The organism is Aestuariivirga sp., from assembly GCF_046294715.1.
In the GTDB taxonomy this organism is placed as follows: domain Bacteria; phylum Pseudomonadota; class Alphaproteobacteria; order Rhizobiales; family Aestuariivirgaceae; genus Aestuariivirga.
On record NZ_JBKBKI010000023.1, the window covers coordinates 1 to 21,684 of the forward strand.

The window sequence follows — 21,684 nt, forward strand, 5'->3', positions numbered from 1 at the left end:
CTTCTCTCGCAGTGGCGTGGTTATGCCGGGGAGGGTGGCGGCTATTGCGTGGTCTTCGACGAGGAGGCGCTCGACGGCCTCGTCGAGGCGGAGCGGCGGATCTCGCCGGGCCTCACCATCTTCGAGAAGGGCATCGTCTATGCGGGCGGCGGCGAGGACGATCCGTCTACCGGCCTGCGCGGCATGGACTTCCTCGATCTCGCCGCCTTCGTGAAGAACGAGGTGTTCCGCGAGGAGAACGAGACGCGCATCACGCTCGCGGTGCCGCCCCATGGCCCACGGCCGGTGCGCTTCCGCGAGGCGGCAGAAATGCTCATCCCCTATGTCGAGATCTTCAGCGGCAGGCGGCAGCTGCCGCTCGCCGAGATCATCGTGGGCCCCGGCCCTCTGCAACGGCGCTGTGCTTCGGGCGTCGTCCAGTTCCTGCGCGCCCACGGCCTCGATGTCACCGTGAGGCTCTCGGAAATCCCGCTGGCGCGCTAGGACGTCGAGGGGGAGTTGCGGGGCAAAGCCCGGGCGTGATAGGTGCCCCGGGCATTCTTGAACGGGACCAGCGCCGCCATGCCGAAGCAGAACGTGAAGAAAGTCGTGCTCGCCTATTCCGGGGGGCTCGACACCTCGATCATCCTCAAGTGGCTGCAGACGGAATATGGCGCCGAAGTCGTCACCTTCACCGCCGACCTCGGCCAGGGCGGCGAGCTCGAGCCCGCCCGCCAGAAGGCGGAGATGCTGGGCATCAGGGAAATCTACATCGAGGACCAGCGCGAGGAATTCATCCGCGACTTCGTCTTCCCGATGTTCCGCGCCAACGCCGTCTACGAGGGCGTCTACCTGCTCGGCACCTCGATCGCCCGGCCCCTGATCGCCAAGCGCCTGATCGAGATCGCGGCAGAGACGGGGGCGGACGCCATCGCCCATGGCGCCACCGGCAAGGGCAACGACCAGGTGCGCTTCGAACTCACCGCCTATGCGCTGAACCCGGACATCAAGGTGATCGCACCCTGGCGCGAGTGGAGCTTCAAGAGCCGCACGGACCTGATCGAGTTCGCCGAGGCCCACCAGATTCCGGTGGCGAAGGACAAGCGCGGCGAGGCGCCCTTCTCGGTCGACGCCAACCTGCTTCACTCCTCGTCCGAGGGCAAGGTGCTGGAAGACCCCTGGCAGGAGCCGCCGCCCTATGTCTACCAGCGCACCATCGCGCCCGAGGAGGCGCCCGACAAGGCGACCTACATCGAGATCGAATTCCTCAAGGGCGATCCCGTCGCCATCGACGGCAAGGCGATGTCGCCCGCCACACTGTTTACGGAGCTCAACCGGCTGGGCCACGACAACGGCATCGGCCGCCTCGATCTGGTCGAGAACCGCTTCGTCGGCATGAAGTCGCGCGGCGTCTACGAGACGCCCGGCGGCTCGATTCTCGCCGTCGCGCACCGGGCGATCGAGTCGCTGACGCTCGACCGCGAGGCCGCCCATCTCAAGGACAGCTTCATCCCGAAATATGCCGAGCTCGTCTATTACGGCTTCTGGTTCTCGCCCGAGCGCGAGATGCTCCAGGCGGCGATCGACAGGAGCCAGGAGCATGTCGAAGGCACCGTTCGGCTCAAGCTCTACAAGGGCAACGTCATCGTGGTGGGCCGCAAGTCGCCCAAGTCGCTCTACAGCGACGCTCTCGTCACCTTCGAGGACGACCGCGGCGCCTACGACCAGAAGGACGCGGCCGGCTTCATCCGCCTCAACGCGCTGAGGCTCCGCACGCTGGCGGCCAGGAAGCGCGCCACATGAGCCGGACGGCTGGCGCATGAAGGTTCTGGTCACGGGGGGCTGCGGCTTCATCGGCTCGGCCGTATGCCGCCACCTCGTGCTCGACCTCGGCCACAGCGTCGTCAACATCGACAAGATGACCTATGCGGCGAGCGAAGGCTCGACCGCCATGCTGGCGGGCCACCCCAACTACCGCTTCCACCGGCTCGACATCGCCGAGCGCGAGGCGGTCGCCGCCATCATGGCCTCGGAGGCGGTCGACGCGGTCATGCATCTCGCCGCCGAGAGCCACGTCGACCGCTCGATCGACGCGCCCGCCGCCTTCGTCGAGACCAACATCGTGGGCAGCTTCGCCCTGCTCCAGGCGGCACGCGCCTATCACGCCAGCCTGCCGGAGCCGCGCCGCTCCGCCTTCCGCTTCCACCACGTCTCCACTGACGAGGTCTATGGCGAAATGCCGCTGGAGGGCGGGCGCTTCAGCGAGGAGCATCCCTTCCGGCCTTCCTCGCCCTATGCCGCCTCGAAGGCCGCCGCCGACCATCTCGCCATGGCCTGGCACCACACCTATGGTCTGCCGGTGGTGCTCTCCCATGGCTCCAACACCTACGGGCCTTGGCAATTCCCGGAAAAGCTCATTGCGCTGATGATCCTGAACGGCCTCGAGGGGCGAAGGCTTCCCGTCTACGGCACGGGCGAGAACGTGCGGGACTGGCTCCACGTCGAGGACCATGCCCGCGCGCTTGCATGCGTGCTCAGCCGCGGCAGGCCGGGCCAGGCCTACAATATCGGCGGCGGCAACGAGCGCTCGAACCTCGAGGTGGTGGAGACGATCGCGGATGTGCTGGACGAGATGCGGCCTTCCCCGCTGGGCCCGCGCCGGCTCCTCATCACCTTCGTGGGCGACAGGCCCGGCCACGACCTGCGCTACGCCGTCGACGCCGGCAAGGCGGAGTCCGAGCTCGGCTGGCGGGCGCAACAGGATTTCAACACGGGGCTTCGCGGCACCATCGCCTGGTACCTCGACAACGAGGCCTGGTGGCGGCCGCTCCGCGGCAGGGGGGAAGCATGAGCATCGCGGTCTTCGGCAGCATAAACATGGACGTGACGGCCTACATGCCCAGGCTTCCGAAGCCGGGCGAGACGCTGCATGGCCGCGAATACAAGCTGGGGCTGGGCGGCAAGGGCGCCAACCAGGCGGCGGCGGCGCGGAAGCTCGGCAGCGAGGTCGCCTTCATCGGCAGGCTCGGGGCCGATGACTTCGCCGGCGCGGCGGAGCGCGAGCTCGCCTTCTATGGCGTCGATCTCTCGCTCATCCGCCGCGACGAGGCTGGTGCGACCGGAATTGCCATCATCAATGTGGGCGAGGGCGGCGAGAACTGCATCTCGCTCATCGGCGGCAGCAACCTGCGCATGGACGACAGCGACGTGGTCCGCGCCCGCCCGGTGCTCGAAAGGGCGAAGGTGCTGCTGCTCCAGCTCGAAGTGCCGCTTGCCGCTTCGCTCGCGGCGGCGGCGATCGTCAAGGCGCATGGCGGCACCGTCATCCTCGACCCCGCACCGGCGCCGCAAGGGGGCCTTGCGCCCGAGGTGCTGAAGGCGGTCGACATCATCACCCCCAACGAGACGGAGGCGGGGCTCATCCTCGGCGCACAGCCGCAGACGCCGGAAGAGGCGCTGAAGGCCGCCCAGGAACTCCGCCGGCGCGGCGTGCCGGCGGCGGTCGTCAAGCTCGGCGCCAAGGGGCTCGCGGTCGCGGCACCGGGCCTCGAGGCGATCGTCCCGGCCTTCAAGGTGACGCCCATCGACACCGTCGCGGCGGGCGACTGCTTCAACGGCGGCCTCGCCCATGCGCTGGAACGGGGGGAGACGCTCGCTTCGGCACTGCGCTTCGCCGCCGCCTGCGGCGCGCTCTCCACGACGAAGAAAGGCGCTGCCGCAGCAGCGCCCGCGAGGGCCGAGGTCGAGGCCTTCCTGGCCCGCAACTGAGGGCTTTCCTCAGCGCATCTCGGCGGCGGAGAGGCACTCGTACCAGATGCGGCGCGCGTCGAATTCGCCGTCATAGGCGGCGCGGCGGCGGGAGACGGTGTCGCCGCCCATCTCCTCGCAGCGGGCCTCCGAATTGAAGGCCACGTTGGCGCGTTCGGTGAAGACCTCGCCATCGGCATCCTGCTCGTAGATCACCAGCGTGAAGGGCTGGCCTTCGGCGCGCCGGGCGGGGGCTGGCGGCGTGGCGGGCACGGCAGGCTGGACGGGCCGTGCCGGGCGCACCTTCGGCACCGGCGGGGGCTCAGTCCCGAAAGCCGGTTCGGGGGCGGCGGCGGTCTCCGCGGCGCGCTCCCCGATGCGGGGCGGCTCCGGCAGGGGGTCCGTCGCCGAGGAGCCGAAGAGCGGGCGCTCGGGCTCCGCCTCCGGAACGGGCTCGGGCTCCGCCACGGGCCCGGGCGCGGCGGCGGGCGCCTCTTCGGCCTCCGGCTTCGAGCTCTTGGCGGGAACGGCGGGTGCGGCCTGCTCCGCGGCATCGCCGAGGCTCGCCAGTTCCGGCTCCACCGGCGGCGTGCCGAGCAGCGCCCAGGCAATGCCGCCCAGCACCGCGGCGACGAGCAGCCCCAGGACCAGGAACGGGCCGAGCTGTCGGCGCTCCGCCTTCCGCCCTTCCTTGAAAGGCTGGTGCCTTGCCGGGCGCGGCTCCGGCCTGACGTCGCCGAGATCGGGCGGGGGCGGGGCGGCGGCGCCCGTTCCGGTGCGATGCTCGAGCCGGCGCTTCCTGGCCGCGAGATGCGCCTCGAGCTCGCGCTTGGTCGCCTCCAGCAGCTCGAGGTCATAGGCGCGGCGGCTGTCGGGCTTCCCCAGCACCTCGTAGGCCTGCTGGATCTCGGCGAAGCGCTCGGGCGAGGCGGTTCCGGCGGCGGAGCCGGTGTCCGGGTGGAATTTCTTGGCGAGAGCCCGATAGGCCGCGGTGATCACCTCCTGGTCGGCGGTGGGGTCTATGCCCAGTGCCGCGTAGTGATCCGGAAACGATTCCATGTTGAATTCCGCCCCTTGCCGGTCCGTCAATCCGATGAGCGGCTCATCGGGCAATTTCTGGGCGGAATTCGGGCCTCTGCTCGCGCCGTTCCGCAATTGCCACGGTGAGGGTCATGGCCAGGGTGAGGGTCGCCGCCATGGAGCGGAAGCCCTCGAAATTCGCCTCCGAGATCTCGATCCAGAGGTCCGCCGTCTGGGCCAGCGGCGAAAAGGGGCTGTCGGTGATCGAGACCAGCGGCACCTTGCGCTCGCCAGCCAGCCTGGCCAGCGCGACGGTCTCTGAGGCATAGGGCGTGAAGGAGATGGCGAGCACCGCGTCCTTCTCCGTGGCGAAGGCCACCTGTTCGGCCGCGAGCCCTCCCACCGCATCGACGAGGATCGAGCGCACGCCGAGCTTTCCCAGCGCATAGGCCATGTAGGTGGCGATCGGGAAGGAGCGCCTGAGGCCGATCAGGTAGATCGTCTCGGCGGCGGCGAGCCTTTCCACCGCCCGGTCGAGATCGTCGGGGTCGAGCTTCTCGCGCAGGGCCTCGATCGACTTCGCCGAGGCATCGCAGAAGCCCTCGAAGATGAGCTTGGGCTTCGAGGCCTCCCCGTCATGCCCGCGCAGCTGCTGCAGCCGCTCGCCATAGTTCAGGATGCGGTCCCGCAGGCGGGAGCGGAACACCTCCTGCATGTCGGAAAAGCCCTCATAGCCGAGAGACTGGCTGAAGCGCACCAGTGTCGAGGGCTGGACGTCCGCCTGCCCGGCGATCGAGGAGACGGTGCCGAAGGCGATTTCATCGGGGTTCTCCAGCGCGAAGCTGGCGATCTGCGTCAGGCGCTTGGGCAGTTCGCCGGCCCGCTCGGCGATGAGGGCCTTCAGGGCGGCAAAATCGCGCGGCGGCGGGGTAGCGTTCTGCATGGAACGAATATTTCACGGAAGCGGAAACGTTCCAAGCGGGATTGCGGGAGGCATCCCCGGGGCCCGTCTACTCCTCCCAGCCGCGGCTGCGGCGCGAGGGGCCGGAGACGGGGGGCCTGCGCCGGCCGGAATCGCCGCCGCCATCGCCCGAGAGGGCGCGGCGCAGCCTGCGCAGGATGACGCCCTTGGACTTCTCGTCGGCCGCGCGGTCCACCGCGTCGCGGATGTCGAGGATGAGATCGGCGAGGTCGTTGTGGCTGTCGAGGCGGGCCGTCATGGCGGGGTCGATGCGCGGCCGCGTCTCCTCCGCCAGGAAGGCGCAGGAGATCCCCGAAAGCTCGTAGACGGAATCGAGGCTCGGGATCAGCACGCAGTCATGCGGCAGGCCGAGGGCCTTCAGGTCCTCCGCCAGGGCGCGCTGGCCTTCCTCCTCGCCATGGGTGAGGAACACCGTGCGGCCGATGGGCAGGCGCTCCTTCACCCACTGCACCAGTTCCGGGCCGTCGGCATGGCCGGAGTAATCCTCCATCTGGCGGATCTCGGCCTTCACGCTGATCGTCTCGCCCATGATGGTCACCGTCTTCGCCCCGTCCTGCAGGATGCGCCCGAGCGAGCCCTCCGCCTGGAAGCCGGCGAGCAGCACCGTGGTGGAAGGCTGCCACAGGTGGTTCTTCAGGTGGTGGCGGATGCGGCCCGCCTCGCACATGCCGCTCGCCGCCACGATGATGCGGAAGCCGGTGAAGCGGGCGAGCGCCTTGGAATCCTCCACGCTCTCGGTCGAGCGCACATAGGGAGAGGTGAAGGCGCGCGTCAGGTCGCCGCCATGCTGCAGTTCCCTCGCGTGGCGGGTGAAGATGGCGGTCGCCTTGGAGGCCAAGGGCGAGTCGATGAAGATGTTGGCCTTCGGCACCTTGCCCTCGTCCATCAGCTTCACCAGGTCGGTCACGAGCTCCTGGGTGCGCTCCACCGCGAAGGAGGGGATGAGGAGTGCGCCCTTCTTGCGCGCCGCCGCGTTCACCTCGCCGGCGAGGATCTGGCGGCGGCCTTCCTCGCTCCGCTCGAAGCGGTCGCGCCCGCCATAGGTCGATTCGCACAGCACGAAATCGAAATCGGCCGGCGCCTCGGGGTCGTGGTGCAGCATCTTGTTGTCGGGGCCGATGTCGCCGGAGAACAGCAGCCGCAGCGGTTTTCCGCCCTGCTCCTCGATCTCCACCTCGATCGAGGCGCTGCCGAGGAGGTGGCCGGCATTCCAGAAGCGCGCCCGGATTCCCGGCGCCGGCGTGAACCAGTTCTGGTAGCGGTGGCCGGTGAAGTTCTCGAGTGCCGCGATCGCGTCCTCGAGGGTGTAGATGGGCTCCACCTCCTCCTCGCCGCGCTTCACCCGGCGCTGGTTCAGCTGGCGCACTTCCATTTCCTGGATCGAGCCCGAATCCGGCAGCATGATGCCGCAGAGATCGACCGTCGCCTCGATGGCGTGGATCGATCCGCCATAGCCGTGCTTCACCAGCTTCGGCAGCAGCCCCGCATGGTCGATGTGGGCATGCGTGAGCAGCACCGCGGTGAGCGAGGAGGGCTCGAAGGGGAACGGCCGGTAATTGAGCTCGCGCTCGGTCTTCGAGCCCTGGAACATGCCGCAGTCGACGAGGAGCCGCGCCTGCTCCGTCTCGATCAGGTAGCAGGAGCCCGTCACCGTTCGGGCCGCGCCGTGGAACTTGAGACGCACCGCCATGCTCTACACTCCCGGAACCTTGAGGCCGCGTTTCACCAGTTCGTCCCACGCCGCGCGCGGCGTATCGGCGAAGCCGAAGAGATCGAGGTCGGACCGGCTCACCATTCCGGCCTCGGCGAAGCGCTCGAAATTGATGAGCCCCTTCCAGAACGCCGCGTCATAGAGAACAACCGGAAGCTCGTCGTCCATCTTGCCGGTCTGGCGGAGCGTCAGGATCTCGAACAGCTCGTCCATGGTGCCGAAGCCGCCGGGGAACACCACGAGGGCCGAGGCGCGGATGGCGAAGTGCATCTTGCGCATGGCGAAGTAGTGGAAGCGGAAGGTGAGGTCCGGCGTGGAATAGGCGTTGGGTTCCTGCTCCATGGGGAGCGTGATGTTGAAGCCGATCGATGGGGCGCCCGCCTCGTGCGCGCCGCGGTTGGCCGCCTCCATGATGCCGGGGCCGCCGCCGGTGGCGATCACGTTCTGGCGCGGCAGGTGGTTCTCGATCTTCGCACCGCCCTCCTCGGAGCAGATGCGGGCGAACTCGCGCGCCGCGTTGTACCAGCCATTGCCGTCCTGCTCGCGCACCCTTGCCGAGCCGAAGACGATCACCGTGGTGGCCACGCCCCATTTCCGCAGGTGCTCCTCCGCCTTCTGGTATTCGAGCTGGAACCTCAGCCCGCGCGTGGTGTCGCCCAGGAGGAAGTCCATGTCCATGGCCGGGAGGCGGTAGGCGGCGGCGGCCATCTGGGCCTTGTTGGAGAGTGTCACTGGGGCGGGAATCCTGCGGAAAATGGCTGCTGCAACAGGGATAGTGCACGCGGCACGCCTCATCAAGTGGCGCCCGGGAGGGTGGCTTTTTCATGCCGTGCATGACAGGATGCCGGTATAGCGAGAAGAAAGGCCTCTTGATGTCCGACCCGCCGAAGCCTCTTGCCGCGCGTTTTTGCGCCGAGCCCGGAAAGCCCTTCTCGCTCGCGGAGCGCGATCCCCGCGGCAATGGCATCTTCGCCGCAAAGGAGGAGACGAAGTCCGCCACGGAAAAGGATGCCGAGGCCATCGACGCGCTGCAGGACAGGCTCTTCGCCGAGGGCAAGCGCGCGCTGCTCGTCGTCCTGCAGGGGATCGACTGTTCCGGCAAGGACGGCACGGTGCGCGCCGTCTTCAACCGTTGCGGCCCGATCGGCGTCAGGGTGCAGCCGTTCCGGGCACCAAGTGCGGACGAGCTGGCGCAGGACTATCTCTGGCGCGTGCACAAGGTCACGCCGGCGCGCGGCTACATCGGCATCTTCAACCGCTCGCATTACGAGGACGTGCTGGTCGCCAGGGTCAAGGCCTTCGCCAGCGCGGAGGCGATCGAGCGCCGCTACGGCGAGATCAACGCCTTCGAGAAGATGCTGACCGACAACGGCACGCGCATCCTCAAGTTCATGCTGCACATCTCGAAGGATGAGCAGGCCGAGCGCCTGCGCGAGCGCATCGAGGTGCCGGAGAAACGCTGGAAGTTCAATCCGGCCGATCTCGAGGACAGGAAGCTGTGGGACCAGTTCATGGCGGCCTACGAGGCGGCGATCGAGCGCTGCTCGACGGAGCACGCGCCCTGGCACGTGATCCCGGCGGACCGCAACTGGGTGCGCAACGCCATCGTGGCCCGCATCGTTCGCGAAACGCTGGAGGAGATGAACCCGCAATATCCGGAGCCCAGGGGCTGGGACCCGAAATCCGTCAAGGTGGAGTGAGCATGGATCTTTATCTCAAGGGAAAACGCGCGCTGGTGACGGGCGCCACCAAGGGCATCGGGCGGGCCATCGCCTTCGGTCTCGCGGCGGAAGGTGCAGACGTGGCCCTCTGCGCGCGTGATGCCGCGGCCGTGGCCAAGACGGCGGAGGAGATCGCCGCCACTGGCGTGAAGAGCTTTGGCGCCGCCCTCGACGTGTCCGACGGCCCGGCACTCGAGGGCTTCGTGCGCAAGGCAGCCGCTGCACTGGGCGGGCTCGACATTCTCGTCTGCAACGCCTCCGCCCTTGCCGAGGGGGCGGGCGAGGAGGCCTTCCGCCAGGCCTTCGAGATCGACCTTCTCCACACCCGCAACGCCTGCGAGGCGGCCCTCCCTTTCCTCGAGCGCTCCGGCGAGGGGGCGATCGTGGCGATCTCCTCGATCTCGGGCTCGGAGGATTACGGCTATGGCTCCGTCGCCTACGGCACCATGAAGGCGGCGCTGTTCTTCTACGTCAAGTCGCTGGCGCGCCACGTGGCGGCGCGCGGCATGAGGGCCAACATCGTCTCGCCCGGCACCACCTATTTCGAGGGCGGCTTCTGGGACCAGGTGAAGATCAACGACCCCGAAGGCTTTGCCCGCAGCGTGGCGGAGAACCCGATGAAGCGCATGGCCAGGCCAGAAGAGATCGCCGACGCCGCCGTCTTCCTCGCCAGCCCCCGCGCCAGCTTCATCTCCGGCGCCAACCTCGTGGTCGACGGTACGCTGACCATGCGCATCCCGAACTGACGCCTTTCCTTCTCCCGCTGCAGGGAAGGCAGCGTCCCGAAGGCGCCCGGTGGGCGATGCTTCTTGTCACTCGTTACGGGCGAGAGCCGCTTCAGTCGATCCGCATGGCCCGTAGGAGGCGCGGTCAGCTAATCCGCTGCAGCCGCCGCGCACGGAACAGGCCTGGGCCGCCGGTGTGCCAGAAAGGCAGTCTGCAAGGCCGGGATCGCGACTCACGAGAAGCATCATGCCGCCAATGAGGCCCGCCGCCGAGCCGAGCGTCAGGATAAAGGTCGTTACGGATGCCGGATGCGCCGTCATGAGAGGATCTCCTGTGATGCTGATGTGGAACTGCACTGCGATACGTCCCGGACCGTCGCTGCGCCCGGCCGGATGAGAACCTCCGAACTCACTCGGCGCTGCCCACGACGATCGGAGCGATCTCGCGGATCAGCTTGCGTCGCAGGGCTGCGGCGTAGTCGGCGTGGGTGTCGACATCCATCACGAACGCTCCATCACCGGTTATCACTCTGGTTCGATAGTATTCGGCCAGATCCTCTTCCTCATTGGAAATGGTCAGCGCATTGATCGTGATCCCCGCCGCCTCGGCTTGTGCCCTCACGGCCTCGAGGCGCGGATAGGGCCGCCTCAGGCGAGACAGGATCGTTCCCCTGCCGTCGCCCGAGACGTTGATGACCCGCCTGTGAGCGCATCCCATGGCGTCGAGCCTGTCGATGGCTGCCTGAAGCCCGGTGTTCAATCCCGTATTGCCGAACACCAGCCGTGGCAGCCGTTCGACCACCCGGGCGAGCCGTTCGGCATCCTCTGCTCCCTCGATCACGACCGGCTCCGTCTGCTCGGTTGGGCGATCCGGGTCTCCCCAGAAGACCACGGCGACTGCCACGCTCCCCGCGGCTTCCATGGCGTCCAGCACGTCAGCGTTCCTCAGCGCGGCCGAAATCGCCTGCTGCTGGAGGCGATACTCGCCGTCGTCCACGCTGCTCGAACCGTCGACCGCGAGAACGAGCGCCACATCGGCACAGCCCTGGGCGAGAGCCACGGTCCCCGATAGGGCTGCCGCAGCGCACGCTGCCCCGGCCCGCAGCACGAAGCGCCCAATCCGTCTCATCATGGCCCGCCCGCCGCAATGCATTGTCACAGGGGGCTCATGCCAAGGAGCCCCAACGCCAGCCCGCCGAGGATGATCAGGAACAGGCCGTTCGGGAATGCAGGCCTCTCCGTCCTTCTCCTTTTCCGCAGAATGCCGGAATGGCTGTCTTCGAAGCGCTCCGGCCAGTCCGGCCGGGCGCTCTTGCGCGAGGAAGGCAAGACGATGGAGGCATATTCGTCGAGAAGATCAAAGCGTGCCATGACTCTCTCCGTTCGTGGATCGCGGCAAGTCGGCTTCGGGGACGGGCCTCACCACAACGTCGGGTCCGGCTAAGTTGGCTGAAAGCTGCGAACCAATTCGCCTTGCCCCGGCCTCCGGAAGGGACGCCTCGGAAACATCGATTGTCTTCGCGCGGCGCGCCCCTTTGCAAAGTAAGGTAAAGTGAGTTAGACAATCAGCACTGCAAAGGGGAGGGGAAGGTTCGTGCCGGGTCCGGCTGCCGCCGGTGAGATCGGTCTCTGCTTGGCCTGCCTCCTTGCCGATTGCGGAAGACGCTCAAGTATTCCCACCATTTTCCTGAGGCGACAAAGCAAGCTTTCTCAAGGACAGGATCAGGAAAACTGAGGTTCAATGCCATGCGCCTGCCTTCGCTCAACGCCTTGCGTGCCTTCGAAGCCGCCGCCCGGCATCAGAGCTTTGCCAAGGCCGCTTCCGAACTCCACGTCACCGAAGGTGCCGTCAGCCGGCACATCAAGCTGCTCGAGGAAGAATTGGGCGTGCTGCTGTTCCGGCGCCTGGTCCGCAAGGTCGAACTGACGGACCAGGGCCATCTGCTTCTGCCGGCGCTGGCCGGCGCCTTCGCACAGATCGCCGACGCGGCCGGCAAGGTCGCCGCGAAGAAGACGGAACTCCGCGTTGCTGTCGGGCCCAGCTTCTCGATCCGCTGGCTGGTGCCGAGGCTCCATCGGTTCAGCGCCAGGAATCTTGGCTTTTCGGTTCATCTCACCACGTCCGATGCCGCGATGTCGCTGGTGACCGACGGCAGCCACGATCTTGCGATCAACTGCGGATGCTGGCCCGAGCCCAGCTTTCCCAAGAACGTGAAGAAGGTGCGCCTGCTCGCCGAGGCGACGACCCCTGTTTGCTCACCCGCCTTCGCCGCTGCCGCCGGGCTCGACCGTCCGGAGAAATTGCGCGAGGTCGAGCTGCTGCATTCCTCGGGCGATTATGCCGACTGGTCCATCTGGGCGAAGGCGTTCGCCGAAACCGGCGTCGAGGTGGCGCGGGGCCAGATCTATCCCAACCGCGACCTGGCCTGCCGCGCGGCGATCATGGGCACGGGCGTGACGATCGGCGACCTCGCCCTGCTCGGCGAGGAGCTTGCGAGCAGGACGCTCATGGTGCCGTTTCCCGACCTCGTGTTTCGCAGTCCGGCCCATCAGTATTACATCGTGGTGCGAAAGGAATGCTGGGAGGAGCCCCGCATCGCCGCCTTCGCCAGCTGGCTGATCGAGGAACGCGATGCCAGCATGAGAGACCTCCAGGCGGCCTGAGGGCCATTGGCACCAAGCCCCCTGGAACGCTCATGCCGCCCCTGGAATTTTCGTTCCGAAATTATTCCTGTCGCCTCTGCGCGCGCAAAGCATTTCACAAACCATTGCACGATGCCGTTCCGGATGTCGGAACACATGCGTCTTTCGGCGCCCGCGCGACATGCAGTCGTGCGACATGAATGGACAACGGAACACAACGTTTTCGCAACATTGTGCAACGTGCCGGCAACTTCACCACACCGCTTCGGGCGGCTCCGGTATGGCGTTGCCGGTGCCCAGCACCTGCTGGTCGAAATCGATGATGGAGCCGGTCATCAGGCCGGACTCCTCGCTCGAGAGATAGGCGACGGCGCGCGCCACCTCGGCGGGCTTGAGCAGGCGGCCGAAGGGGCGGGCCTTCTCGGCCTTCTCGAGCCACCCCGCTTCGGCATCGTGATAGGTCTTCATGATGCGGTCCTCGCCGGGCGTGTCCATCCAGCCGATGTTCAGGCCGTTGACGCGGATCCTGTAGCGCATCACGCTGAAGGCCACGTTGCGCGTCAGCGTGGCGAGCGCCCCCTTCGAGCCGCAATAGGCGGAGATGAAGTCCTGCCCGCCATGGCCCGACATCGAGAGGATGTTGACGATGGTGCCGCTCGTCTTCGACCTCTTCATCAGGTGCAGGGCGTCCTGCATGAGGAAGAAGGGCGCCTTCACGTTGACGTCGAAGATCTCGTCGTAGCGCTCCTCCGTCGTATCCCAGATCGAGCCGCGGTCGGTGAGGGCGGCGGCGTTCACGAGCGCGTCGATCCTTCCGAAGGATGAGTCGCAGGCGGCGATCACCTTGCGCACGTCCGCCATCTTCGAGAGATCGGCCTCGACGAAGACGGTCTTCACCTTCTTCGCCTCGAGCGCTGCCTTCACCTTCGCGCCGCGTCCGGCGTTGCGGCCGGTGATCACCAGGTTGGCGATGCCGCGCTCGGCGAAGAGATGGGCGATCGCCTCGCCCAAGCCCTGCGTCGAGCCGGTGACGACGGCCGTCTTGCCGTCCATCGAGAGATGCGAGAGAGAGTCCAGGTTCATGATGTTCACGCCACCTTCACCGGCTTGCCGGATTTCCAGGATTCGGTTGCCGCATCGGCCAGTTTCTGCGCCTGGAGGCCGTCCTTGCCGCTGGGCGAGACTTGCTTGCCGTTCGTCACAGCGTCGATGAAGGCCAGCACCTCGTTCGCATAGGCCTGGCCATAGCGCTCCGTGAAGAAGTGCAGGATCGGGTCTCCGCGGAAGCCCTCCGCCGTGGCGAGTTCGACGGTGGTGTTGTGCACGTTGCCGGCGCGCAGCATGCCCTTCGAGCCGTGCACCTCGATCCTCTGGTCATAGCCATAGGCGGCGCGGCGCGAGTTGGTGATGACGGCGATCTTGCCCGAGGCTGTCTGCATGTGCACGGCCGCGGTGTCGACGTCGCCCGCCGCGCCGATCTCGCGGTCGACGAGGGAGGAGCCCAGCGCGTGAACGGTGACGAACTCCTCGCCGAGCAGGAAGCGCGCGAGGTCGAGGTCGTGGATCATCATGTCGCGGAACAGCCCGCCGGAGCTCTTCACATAGTCCGCAGGCGGAGGAGCGGGGTCGCGGCTGATGATGGTGGCGAGTTCCACCTCGCCCACCGCGCCCTGCCGGATGCGCTTCTCGAGCGCGCCGAAATTGGGATCGAAGCGGCGGTTGAAGCCGATCATCAGCGTCGTGCGGTTCTTCTCCACGACCTTCAGGCACTGCTCGATCCGCTCCACCGAGAGGCTCACCGGCTTTTCGCAGAGCACCGCCTTGCCGGCGTTGGACCCCGCCTCGATCTGCTCGGCATGGAAGGGTGTCGGCGTCGCGATCAGGATCGCGTCCACGTCCTTCGCCTTGACGATGTCCTCGACGGACGCGACCTCCGCCCCCACCTCCGCCGCCAGATCCGCCGCCGCCTTCGGCACGGCGTCAGCCAGATAGGCCACCCGGGCCTTTCCCGAAGCGGCGATCGTCCGGGCATGGACCTTGCCGATCCTGCCCGCTCCCAAGACGCCAAATCTCAACATCCATGTCCTCCGTCAAAGCGCGTTCGAAGTTGCATATTGCATGCCGGAACGTTGCATTTCGTTGTCTTTTGTTGTCGTCGTCGTTGTCGTGTTCTGTTGATCGCCGCAGCGATTAGAACAAACGTTCCGAATTGACTTCATTTTGGAATTGATATTTCGTACTGTCAAGGCGGCACAGACATTCCAGAGGACCATCATGGCAGCAGGACCGGCGCCGGGCGAGCGGTTGGACGTCATCACCATCGGGCGCTGCTCCGTCGATCTCTATGGGCAGCAGATCGGTTCCCGGCTCGAGGATGTGGCGAGCTTCGCCAAGTCGGTGGGCGGCTGCCCCGCCAACATCGCGATCGGGGCGTCACGGCTCGGGCTGAAGACGGGCCTGATCACGCGGGTCGGCGAGGAGCAGATGGGGCGCTTCGTCAAGGAGCAGATGGCGCGCGAGGGCGTGGCCCTCGAGGGCATCAGGACCGATCCGGCGCGGCTCACCTCGCTGGTGCTGCTCTCGGTGGAGAACGACAAGACCTTTCCCTTGATCTTCTACCGCGAGAACTGTGCAGACAGCGCGCTGTGCGAAGATGACATCGACGAGAGCTTCATCCGCTCCTCTCGGGCGGTGCTGGTGACAGGAACGCACTTCGCAAAGCCCGGCACCGACGCGGCGCAGCGCAAGGCGATGCGGATCGCGCGCGCTGCCGGGGGCAGGGTGATCCTCGACATCGACTACCGGCCCAATCTCTGGGGCCTCGCCGGGCATGCCGCGGGCGAGGAGCGCTACATCCGGTCGGACAAGGTGTCCGACCATCTGAAGTCCATCCTGCCGGACTGCGACCTCATCGTTGGAACGGAAGAAGAGGTGCACATCGCGGCGGGAAGCGAGGACACGCTGGAAGCGCTCGGCATCATCCGGTCGCTCTCGAAAGCCGTGATCGTGCTGAAGCGGGGGCCCATGGGCTGCGTCGTCTATCCCGGCGCCATCCCGGATCAGCTGGAGAAAGGCATCGTCGGCAAGGGCTTCCCGATCGAGGTCTACAACGTGCTGGGAGCGGGCGACAGCTTCATGTCCGGCTTCCTCCGGGGCTGGCTCCGGGGCGAGGATCACGCGACGAGCGCCACATGGGCCAATGCCTGCGGTGCCTTCGCCGTCTCCCGCCTGCTGTGCTCGCCCGAGATCCCCACATGGGACGAGCTGCAGTTCTTCCTGAAGCATGGCAGCCCGCACAAGGCGCTGCGAAAGGACGAGGCGATCAACCACGTGCACTGGGCGACGACGCGGCGCGCGCAACCGGACCAGCTCCTGGCGCTCGCCATCGACCACCGCATGCAGCTCGAGAAGATGGCGGAGGAGGCGGGTGCCCCGCGCGAGCGCATCAGCGCTTTCAAGCGGCTCGCCATCGCGGCGATCGCCCGGGTGGCGAATGGAAGTGCGGGCTTCGGGACCCTGCTCGACGACGTCCATGGCCGCGAAGCCATGTTCGACGCCGCGAAGCTCGGGCTCTGGGTGGGCCGGCCCCTGGAACAGCCAGGCTCGCGGCCGCTGCGATTCGAGGTCTCGCAGGATGTGGGCTCACGCCTCGTCGAGTGGCCGGTGACGCATACGGTCAAATGCCTTTGCTTCTACCATCCCGACGATCCGGCGGGACTGAAGGATGAGCAGCGCGAGAAGCTGCGCATGCTGCACGAGGCGGCGCGCAAGCTCGGGCGCGAGCTGCTGATCGAGATCATCGCCGGAAAGCACGGCGCGCTCGACGAGCACACCATCGCGCGGGCACTCGATGAACTCTACGCCCTGGGGATCATGCCCGACTGGTGGAAGCTCGAGCCGCAGGCCTCGGGGAAAGCCTGGGAGAACATCTCTTCCGTCATCGCCCGTCACGATCCCTGGTGCCGCGGCGTTCTTCTTCTGGGCCTCGAAGCGCCGGAGGAGGAACTGGCCCGGGGGTTCGCCGCCGTGGCCCCGCACAAGGTCGTGAAGGGCTTCGCTGTCGGGCGCACCATCTTCACCCAGGCCGCGCGGGGATGGCTTTCAGGCGGGATGAGCGACGAGCAGGCCACGGCCGACATGGCGGAGCGCTTCCAAAATCTCGTCCAGTTATGGCACGATAGGCGGGGCTGAGCAGGAGTGCCGGAATGTCGAAGCTGAAGATCCATCCGACCGCTGAGAGCGGCCGCGTCGTCCGCGTCACGCCCGAGAGCGCAGGCTGGCGCCATGTGGGCTTCGATCTCTGGAAGCTGAAGCCCGGGGATGTGGCGGAAGGCGGCGAGGCGGGGCGGGAAACCTGCCTCGTCTTCATCGGCGGCAAGGGCCGCGTCAGCGCGGGGGCGCAGGACTTCGGCGTGCTGGGCGAACGCAACTCCCCCTTCGAGGGCAAGCCCTGGTCGGTCTATGTGCCGGCCGGTGAGAGCTGGCGCGTTGCGGCGGAGAACGCGGTGACGCTCGCCGTCTGCACCGCGCCGGGGGAGGGCGGCAAGCACCCGGCACGGGTGATCGCGCCGGAGGGGCTGCACCAGGAAACGCGCGGCAAGGGCTCCAACACACGGCACGTCACCAACATCATCCCCGAATGGGAGCCGGCCGAGGGGCTGCTCGTGGTCGAGGTCATCACGCCGGGCGGCTGCACCTCGTCCTATCCGCCGCACAAGCATGACGCGGACAACCTTCCGCATGAATCGCTGCTTGAGGAGACCTATTACCATCGCCTCAATCCGCCGCAGGGTTTCGCCTTCCAGCGCGTCTACACGGACGACCGCTCGCTCGACGAGGCGATGGCGGTGGAGGACGGCGACGTGACGCTGGTGCCCCGGGGCTATCACCCCTGCGCCACCACGCATGGCTATGACCTCTATTACCTCAACGTGATGGCGGGCCCCAAGCGCACATGGAAATTCCACAATGCGAAGGAGCACGAGTGGCTTCTGAAGGCGTGAAGCGGCCCTCATCCGCCCTTCAGGCACCTTCTCCCATCCTGCGGACGGGAGAAGGAGAGACGGTCGTTCTCCTCCGGCCGTGGTGGCGCTTCGGACACCGTGTCCCATTCTTCGGACGGAAGAAGGGGCTGGCGATCTCAATTCACCTTCAGCGTCTGGCGGTATTTCTCCGCGTCCCAGTTGACGAGGCGGTCGACGTCCTCGGCGGTGAGGGCGACGAGTTCGTCCTGTTCCTCGACGCGGCGCATGACGTCTGCGAGGCAGCGGCCCATGGGTTCTATGGCGGACTTGGCATCGTCGCGGATCACCACACCCACGCCCGGAATGGCGACAAGCGGCGGATCGCCAGCGAAGGACGTCGCGACGCCGACGCCGAGGAACACCACATGGTCGGGATAGAAGACGCTCGCCTTGCCGCGCCTCAGCGCCAGCGGATCGGTGGCGAGCGCGTGGGTCTCCTCCATGGCGGCGGGGCGGTAGGGCTTGCCTGTGCAGAGTATCGCCAGTGCCGCATGATCGACGAGGGCCGCACTGCGCACGGGACGGGCAACCGCCGCGACCACGCGGGCAAGCAGCGCATCGGCTTCCTCCACAGTGTCCGCCGCGACGACGAGGCCGTGATTGCCGAGCACCAGCACGTCGACCCCGGGGCGCAGCCGCGCCGAGATGGCGCCGGCAAGCGGCAAGCCCGGGCGGGCATAGGGGATGAAGATCCAGGAGAATTCGTGAAGGCGCTCCGCCAGGCGCTGCTCGGCATCCGCCCGGATGGCCCAGGCGATGGTGTTGACGCAGTGGACGTGCACCACGACGCGCTGCGGCATGAGGGCGTGGACGGTGGTCTCGATCGAGGGGCGGAGGCCCGTCGCATTGAGATCGGTGCGGAGGAAGTCCGTGCAGGACTCGCAGGCGGGATCGCTGCGGGCCAGGGCCGCCATGATCGCGGCGTGGTCCAGCGGCACGAAGATGTCGCGCGCGGCGGCGTCCTTCAGCCAGGTGCCGGACGCCTTGATCCACATGACGCCCGGTTCCTTCAGCGAGGTGTTGCCGCCGGCGGCCTGCACGAGCAGGGGATCGGCGCCGACGCGGGCCGAAAGGGCGCGGAGCTTCTCGAGCTCTACCATTGAAAGCACTCCATGAGAAAATCGGGTTGCGGCGACAATGCCGCCGGATCCTGCCCCGCCGAGACGCCCTGCAGCACGAGCAGTGTCGAAAAGCCCGCAGCACGGCCCCCCGCCACATCGTGCTCGGCGCTGTCGCCGATGCAGAGGATGCGCTCCGGATTGCCGATGAGGCGGGCGGCCTCCCGGTAAATGCCGGGATAGGGTTTGCCGATCCAGGTGACGTGGCCGCCCATCTCCTCGTAGAGCGCGGCGATGGCGCCGGGGGCGGGCATCAGCCCCTGCGGGGTCAGCATCAGCCGGTCCGGGTTGCAGCAGATGGCGGGGAGCTTCAGGCCAGAGAGCAGGCGGCGATACTCATCGAGCGAGGTCTTCGGCACGTTCGAGCCGAGGATGAGGATCACCTCGGCTTCAGCCGGGTCGCTGACGAACTCGATGGCGTCGAAGCCGTAATCCTCGCCGTCCTTGCCGATGAGAAAGGCCTTGCGCACGGTGAGGGAGGAGAAGGCGACCTCGCCCGAACTCACCGCATCGACGAAGCATTCGCGCGGAACGCCCATCTTCACGAGGCGGCGGCGGTTCGCCTCGGCGCGCTTGCCGGAATTGGTCATCACGGCGACGGGAATCCCCATCTTGCGCAATTCGCTCAGGACACGGAGTGTGCCGGGATAGAGCTTTTGCCCGTCATGGATGACGCCGAACTGGTCGATCAGCATGCCGCCGAAGCCCGACGCGATCTCGGAAAGGCCATCAATTCGCATGGCCGATCCCACGCCAGGCGAGCCGCGCCGTGCCCACCGCCGCATGCTCGCTCAGCGAAGCCCGTTCGGGCACGCCGAGCGCCCTGAGTCTCATTTTCGTCCAGGCGGGATTCGCCGCACCGCCACCCGCCGTGCGGATGGAGCGGAGCGGCGTGGCGCCGAGCTCCGCGAGCTTGGCATAGGCCTCCGCCTCGATCCGCGCGATGCCCTCGAGCATCGCCTGGAAAAAGACGCGGTCATCGGCGGGACGGGGCTCGAGCCGCGGCGGGAAGGCGGGATCGTTCACCGGGAAGCGCTCCCCGGGCTTCGGCAGCGGATAATAGTCGAGGCCCGTCGGGTGATCGGGTTCGAGCAGCGGCGTGAGACGCGCCAGGTCTTCCTTCGTGAAAAACTTGCCGATGGCCGCGCCGCCGGTGTTGGACGCCCCGCCCGCCAGCCACTGATCTCCGATGCGGTGGCTGTAGATGCCGAAACCGGGCGCGAAGACGGGCGAGTCCGACAGGAGCTTCAGCGTGAGGGTGGTGCCGAGCGAGGTGACGCCGTCGCCCGGTTCCGACGCGCCGCTCGCAAGGAAGGCGGCGCAGCCGTCGGTGGTGCCCGCCACGATGGCGGCATCGGGGGGAAGGCCGAAGCGCGCCGCCATCCCTCCGGTGATCGTGCCAACGCGCGTTCCGGCGGGGACCACCTCGGGCAAGAGTGCCGTGTCGAAGCCGGTCTTCGCGATCCAGTCCGGCCAGCGGCGGGCTACCGGGTCATAGCCGGATTTCAGCGCGTTGTTCTCGTCCGTCACGCCGAAGCGGCCGGAGAGGCGGCCCATGATCCAGTCGGCCTGGTGCAGGATGCGGCGTTCGCTTTCCGCGAGTTCCAGGGCACGCGCCAGCGGCGAGGTGCTGCCGAGAGCCGCCGTCTCGCGCGGGGCATGCGCGGCGACCAGCGCCAGATGCGGCCTCTCGCAGACATCGTTGTACATCGAGGCGAGGCTTGCGGGCGTGCCGTCCGCCTCGACCGCGAGGATGGTGCCGGAGGTGCCGTCCACCGCGATGGCGCGCACCGCGAGTCCTGCGAGATCGAGCCCCGCGAAGGCGGATTCGAGTGCTGTCCACCACAGTTCAGGGTCCTGGCGGAGGCGGCCTCCGTCCTGCAGCGGTTGGGCGATGGGGGCGACCGACATGGCCTTCAGCGCATTCGCCTCGTCGGTGGCGGCGATGCGGAGGCCCGATGTGCCGATGTCGATTCCGAGAACGACGGCGGTGGTCATTTCGAGTCCATGGCGAGGATGGCTTTCGCCGTCTGCTCGTCGGTGACGAGGACGTCGCACATCCGGCCCTTCAGCACGCCGCGCAGCACCTGCGCCTTGGCGCGCCCGCCCGAGGCGATCATCACGCAGGGAATGTCCCTGAGCCGCTCGGGCGAGAGCGCCACGACACGGGAGTTGAGGGGGTGATCGACGAGGCGGCCCTCGCTGTCGATCCAGTGGGCGCAGATGTCGCCCACCGCACCCGCCTTGCGCAAGTCGTCGACCTCGGCGCGCGAGACGAGGCCGACGCGCGTCATGGTGCAGTGGGGCGTCAGCTCGCCCACCGACAGGAAGGCGAGATCGACCTTGGCACCGCGCTCGAAGATCTCGCGCAGCATGGGCTGGGCGATCAGCAGGTCACGCGTCGACTGCGTGTCGGTGAGCGCGGGGGCGGCGACGTAATAGCACTGCGCGCCGACGAGATCGGCAAGGTGCGAGGCCGTCTCGTGCGGGTTCATGGCGGAGCCGCGCGTCAGCCCTCCGAGCAGCGAGACGACGGAGAGGCGGTTCAGCTGGCGGCGCGGCACGGACTGGATCGAGAGACGGAGCGTGCGGCCCCAGCCGACGCCCACCGACATGCCGTCCTTGAGGCGCGCGGAGAGGGAGGCCGCGGCGGCGGTGGCGATGACCTGCGGCACCAGCTCCTGGTCGGGCGGGGTGGGAACCACGGTCGCGTCCGCGAGGCCATAGGCCTGCTTCAGCCTCTCCTCGATCTCGACGCAGGAGGCGAGGCGGCCGGTGATGTGGATCTGGACGAGGCCATGGTCGCGGGCCTGGGCGAGCAGCCGGTTGACGCGGGTGCGGTTGAGGCCGAGCTTCTTGCCGATCTGCGCCTGGGTGAGGCCCGCAACGAAATAGAGCCAGGCGGCGCGAGTGGCGAGCTGCTCCTCGGCATCGACATTGAGGTTCCTGCCGAGGAGCGGCGCGGTGGCACCGGGATCGGGTGCGGGGGAGCGGCTGTCGGCCTCGTCCATGGG

General features: G+C 67.5%; 22 protein-coding genes. 9 read left to right on the top strand and 13 right to left on the bottom strand.

Features of this window, described 5'->3' with window-relative positions:
* From ACK4HL_RS14525 to rbsK, 4 genes are all read left to right on the top strand, one after another.
* A partial coding sequence (locus ACK4HL_RS14525) for a DUF2971 domain-containing protein (protein ID WP_409761561.1) occupies positions 1-483 on the top strand: 483 nt, incomplete at its 5' end.
* Positions 484-561: 78 nt separating this feature from the next.
* Positions 562-1,782, top strand: coding sequence for an argininosuccinate synthase (locus ACK4HL_RS14530; protein ID WP_409761563.1), 1,221 nt, complete (start codon positions 562-564; stop codon positions 1,780-1,782).
* A 16-nt stretch (positions 1,783-1,798) separates the two neighbouring features.
* Complete coding sequence (gene rfbB / locus ACK4HL_RS14535; protein WP_409761565.1) at positions 1,799-2,830, top strand: dTDP-glucose 4,6-dehydratase; 1,032 nt, start codon at positions 1,799-1,801, stop codon at positions 2,828-2,830.
* The gene (gene rbsK, locus ACK4HL_RS14540; protein WP_409761567.1) at positions 2,827-3,747 is read left to right on the top strand and encodes a ribokinase; all 921 of its coding nucleotides are present in this window, start codon (positions 2,827-2,829) and stop codon (positions 3,745-3,747) included. Before rfbB ends, rbsK begins: the two co-directional genes overlap by 4 nt.
* A 9-nt stretch (positions 3,748-3,756) precedes the next feature.
* Here rbsK and ACK4HL_RS14545 read toward each other — a convergent pair whose 3' ends face one another.
* The 4 genes from ACK4HL_RS14545 to ACK4HL_RS14560 all read right to left on the bottom strand — a co-directional run bounded on the left by ACK4HL_RS14545 (position 3,757) and on the right by ACK4HL_RS14560 (position 8,147).
* Entirely contained in the window at positions 3,757-4,785 is a 1,029-nt protein-coding gene (locus tag ACK4HL_RS14545; protein WP_409761569.1) for a DnaJ domain-containing protein, read from the bottom strand.
* A 43-nt stretch (positions 4,786-4,828) separates the two neighbouring features.
* Positions 4,829-5,689: a MurR/RpiR family transcriptional regulator gene (locus ACK4HL_RS14550; RefSeq protein WP_409761571.1), complete on the bottom strand. Its 861-nt coding sequence runs from the start codon at positions 5,687-5,689 to the stop codon at positions 4,829-4,831.
* A 67-nt stretch (positions 5,690-5,756) separates the two neighbouring features.
* Positions 5,757-7,418 carry an MBL fold metallo-hydrolase gene (locus ACK4HL_RS14555; protein WP_409761573.1) on the bottom strand — a complete coding sequence of 554 codons (1,662 nt, stop codon included), beginning with the start codon at positions 7,416-7,418 and terminating at the stop codon, positions 5,757-5,759.
* A gap of 3 nt (positions 7,419-7,421) precedes the next feature.
* Positions 7,422-8,147, bottom strand: coding sequence for an LOG family protein (locus ACK4HL_RS14560; protein WP_409761668.1), 726 nt, complete (start codon positions 8,145-8,147; stop codon positions 7,422-7,424).
* Between the two features lie 164 nt (positions 8,148-8,311).
* On the opposite strand from ACK4HL_RS14560, the gene ACK4HL_RS14565 reads away from it, so the two are divergent.
* Both ACK4HL_RS14565 and ACK4HL_RS14570 read left to right on the top strand, forming a co-directional pair.
* A complete protein-coding gene (locus ACK4HL_RS14565; RefSeq protein ID WP_409761575.1) occupies positions 8,312-9,139 on the top strand; it encodes a polyphosphate kinase 2 family protein in 828 nt (275 codons plus the stop codon).
* Between the two features lie 2 nt (positions 9,140-9,141).
* Complete coding sequence (locus ACK4HL_RS14570; RefSeq protein ID WP_409761577.1) at positions 9,142-9,906, top strand: SDR family NAD(P)-dependent oxidoreductase; 765 nt, start codon at positions 9,142-9,144, stop codon at positions 9,904-9,906.
* 66 nt (positions 9,907-9,972) lie between these two features.
* Here the strand turns inward: ACK4HL_RS14570 and ACK4HL_RS14575 are convergent, their stop codons facing one another.
* The 3 genes from ACK4HL_RS14575 to ACK4HL_RS14585 form a co-directional block, all read right to left on the bottom strand.
* Positions 9,973-10,206 (bottom strand): hypothetical protein, encoded by a 234-nt coding sequence (locus ACK4HL_RS14575; RefSeq protein ID WP_409761579.1) that lies wholly within the window; start codon positions 10,204-10,206, stop codon positions 9,973-9,975.
* An 88-nt stretch (positions 10,207-10,294) separates the two neighbouring features.
* Positions 10,295-11,017, bottom strand: a complete 723-nt coding sequence (locus tag ACK4HL_RS14580; protein ID WP_409761581.1) for a DUF1194 domain-containing protein — start codon at positions 11,015-11,017, stop codon at positions 10,295-10,297.
* 23 nt (positions 11,018-11,040) lie between these two features.
* Entirely contained in the window at positions 11,041-11,256 is a 216-nt protein-coding gene (locus tag ACK4HL_RS14585; protein WP_409761583.1) for a hypothetical protein, read from the bottom strand.
* Positions 11,257-11,631: 375 nt separating this feature from the next.
* Here ACK4HL_RS14585 and ACK4HL_RS14590 point away from each other — a divergent pair, with 375 nt between their 5' ends.
* Positions 11,632-12,549 carry a LysR substrate-binding domain-containing protein gene (locus ACK4HL_RS14590; protein WP_409761585.1) on the top strand — a complete coding sequence of 306 codons (918 nt, stop codon included), beginning with the start codon at positions 11,632-11,634 and terminating at the stop codon, positions 12,547-12,549.
* A 231-nt stretch (positions 12,550-12,780) separates the two neighbouring features.
* Here ACK4HL_RS14590 and ACK4HL_RS14595 read toward each other — a convergent pair whose 3' ends face one another.
* Both ACK4HL_RS14595 and iolG read right to left on the bottom strand, forming a co-directional pair.
* Positions 12,781-13,611 (bottom strand): SDR family oxidoreductase, encoded by an 831-nt coding sequence (locus ACK4HL_RS14595; RefSeq protein ID WP_409761587.1) that lies wholly within the window; start codon positions 13,609-13,611, stop codon positions 12,781-12,783.
* Positions 13,612-13,616: 5 nt separating this feature from the next.
* The gene (iolG, locus tag ACK4HL_RS14600; protein WP_409761589.1) at positions 13,617-14,606 is read right to left on the bottom strand and encodes an inositol 2-dehydrogenase; all 990 of its coding nucleotides are present in this window, start codon (positions 14,604-14,606) and stop codon (positions 13,617-13,619) included.
* Between the two features lie 196 nt (positions 14,607-14,802).
* On the opposite strand from iolG, the gene iolC reads away from it, so the two are divergent.
* Together iolC and iolB are read left to right on the top strand one after the other, a co-directional pair.
* Positions 14,803-16,719 carry a 5-dehydro-2-deoxygluconokinase gene (gene iolC, locus ACK4HL_RS14605; RefSeq protein ID WP_409761591.1) on the top strand — a complete coding sequence of 639 codons (1,917 nt, stop codon included), beginning with the start codon at positions 14,803-14,805 and terminating at the stop codon, positions 16,717-16,719.
* Positions 16,720-16,733: 14 nt separating this feature from the next.
* Positions 16,734-17,531: a 5-deoxy-glucuronate isomerase gene (iolB, locus tag ACK4HL_RS14610; protein WP_409761593.1), complete on the top strand. Its 798-nt coding sequence runs from the start codon at positions 16,734-16,736 to the stop codon at positions 17,529-17,531.
* 137 nt (positions 17,532-17,668) lie between these two features.
* Here the strand turns inward: iolB and ACK4HL_RS14615 are convergent, their stop codons facing one another.
* Genes ACK4HL_RS14615 through ACK4HL_RS14630 form a run of 4 tightly spaced genes read right to left on the bottom strand, consistent with a single transcriptional unit; the run spans position 17,669 to position 21,681 of the window.
* The gene (locus ACK4HL_RS14615) at positions 17,669-18,652 is read right to left on the bottom strand and encodes a class II aldolase/adducin family protein (protein ID WP_409761595.1); all 984 of its coding nucleotides are present in this window, start codon (positions 18,650-18,652) and stop codon (positions 17,669-17,671) included.
* Complete coding sequence (locus ACK4HL_RS14620; protein ID WP_409761596.1) at positions 18,646-19,410, bottom strand: TIGR01459 family HAD-type hydrolase; 765 nt, start codon at positions 19,408-19,410, stop codon at positions 18,646-18,648. The genes ACK4HL_RS14615 and ACK4HL_RS14620 overlap by 7 nt, the downstream gene beginning before the upstream one ends.
* Complete coding sequence (locus tag ACK4HL_RS14625) at positions 19,400-20,668, bottom strand: FGGY-family carbohydrate kinase (RefSeq protein WP_409761598.1); 1,269 nt, start codon at positions 20,666-20,668, stop codon at positions 19,400-19,402. Before ACK4HL_RS14625 ends, ACK4HL_RS14620 begins: the two co-directional genes overlap by 11 nt.
* On the bottom strand, positions 20,665-21,681 hold the full coding sequence (locus ACK4HL_RS14630; protein WP_409761600.1) for a sugar-binding transcriptional regulator: 1,017 nt from the start codon (positions 21,679-21,681) through the stop codon (positions 20,665-20,667). The genes ACK4HL_RS14625 and ACK4HL_RS14630 overlap by 4 nt, the downstream gene beginning before the upstream one ends.
* Positions 21,682-21,684 lie beyond the last annotated feature (3 nt).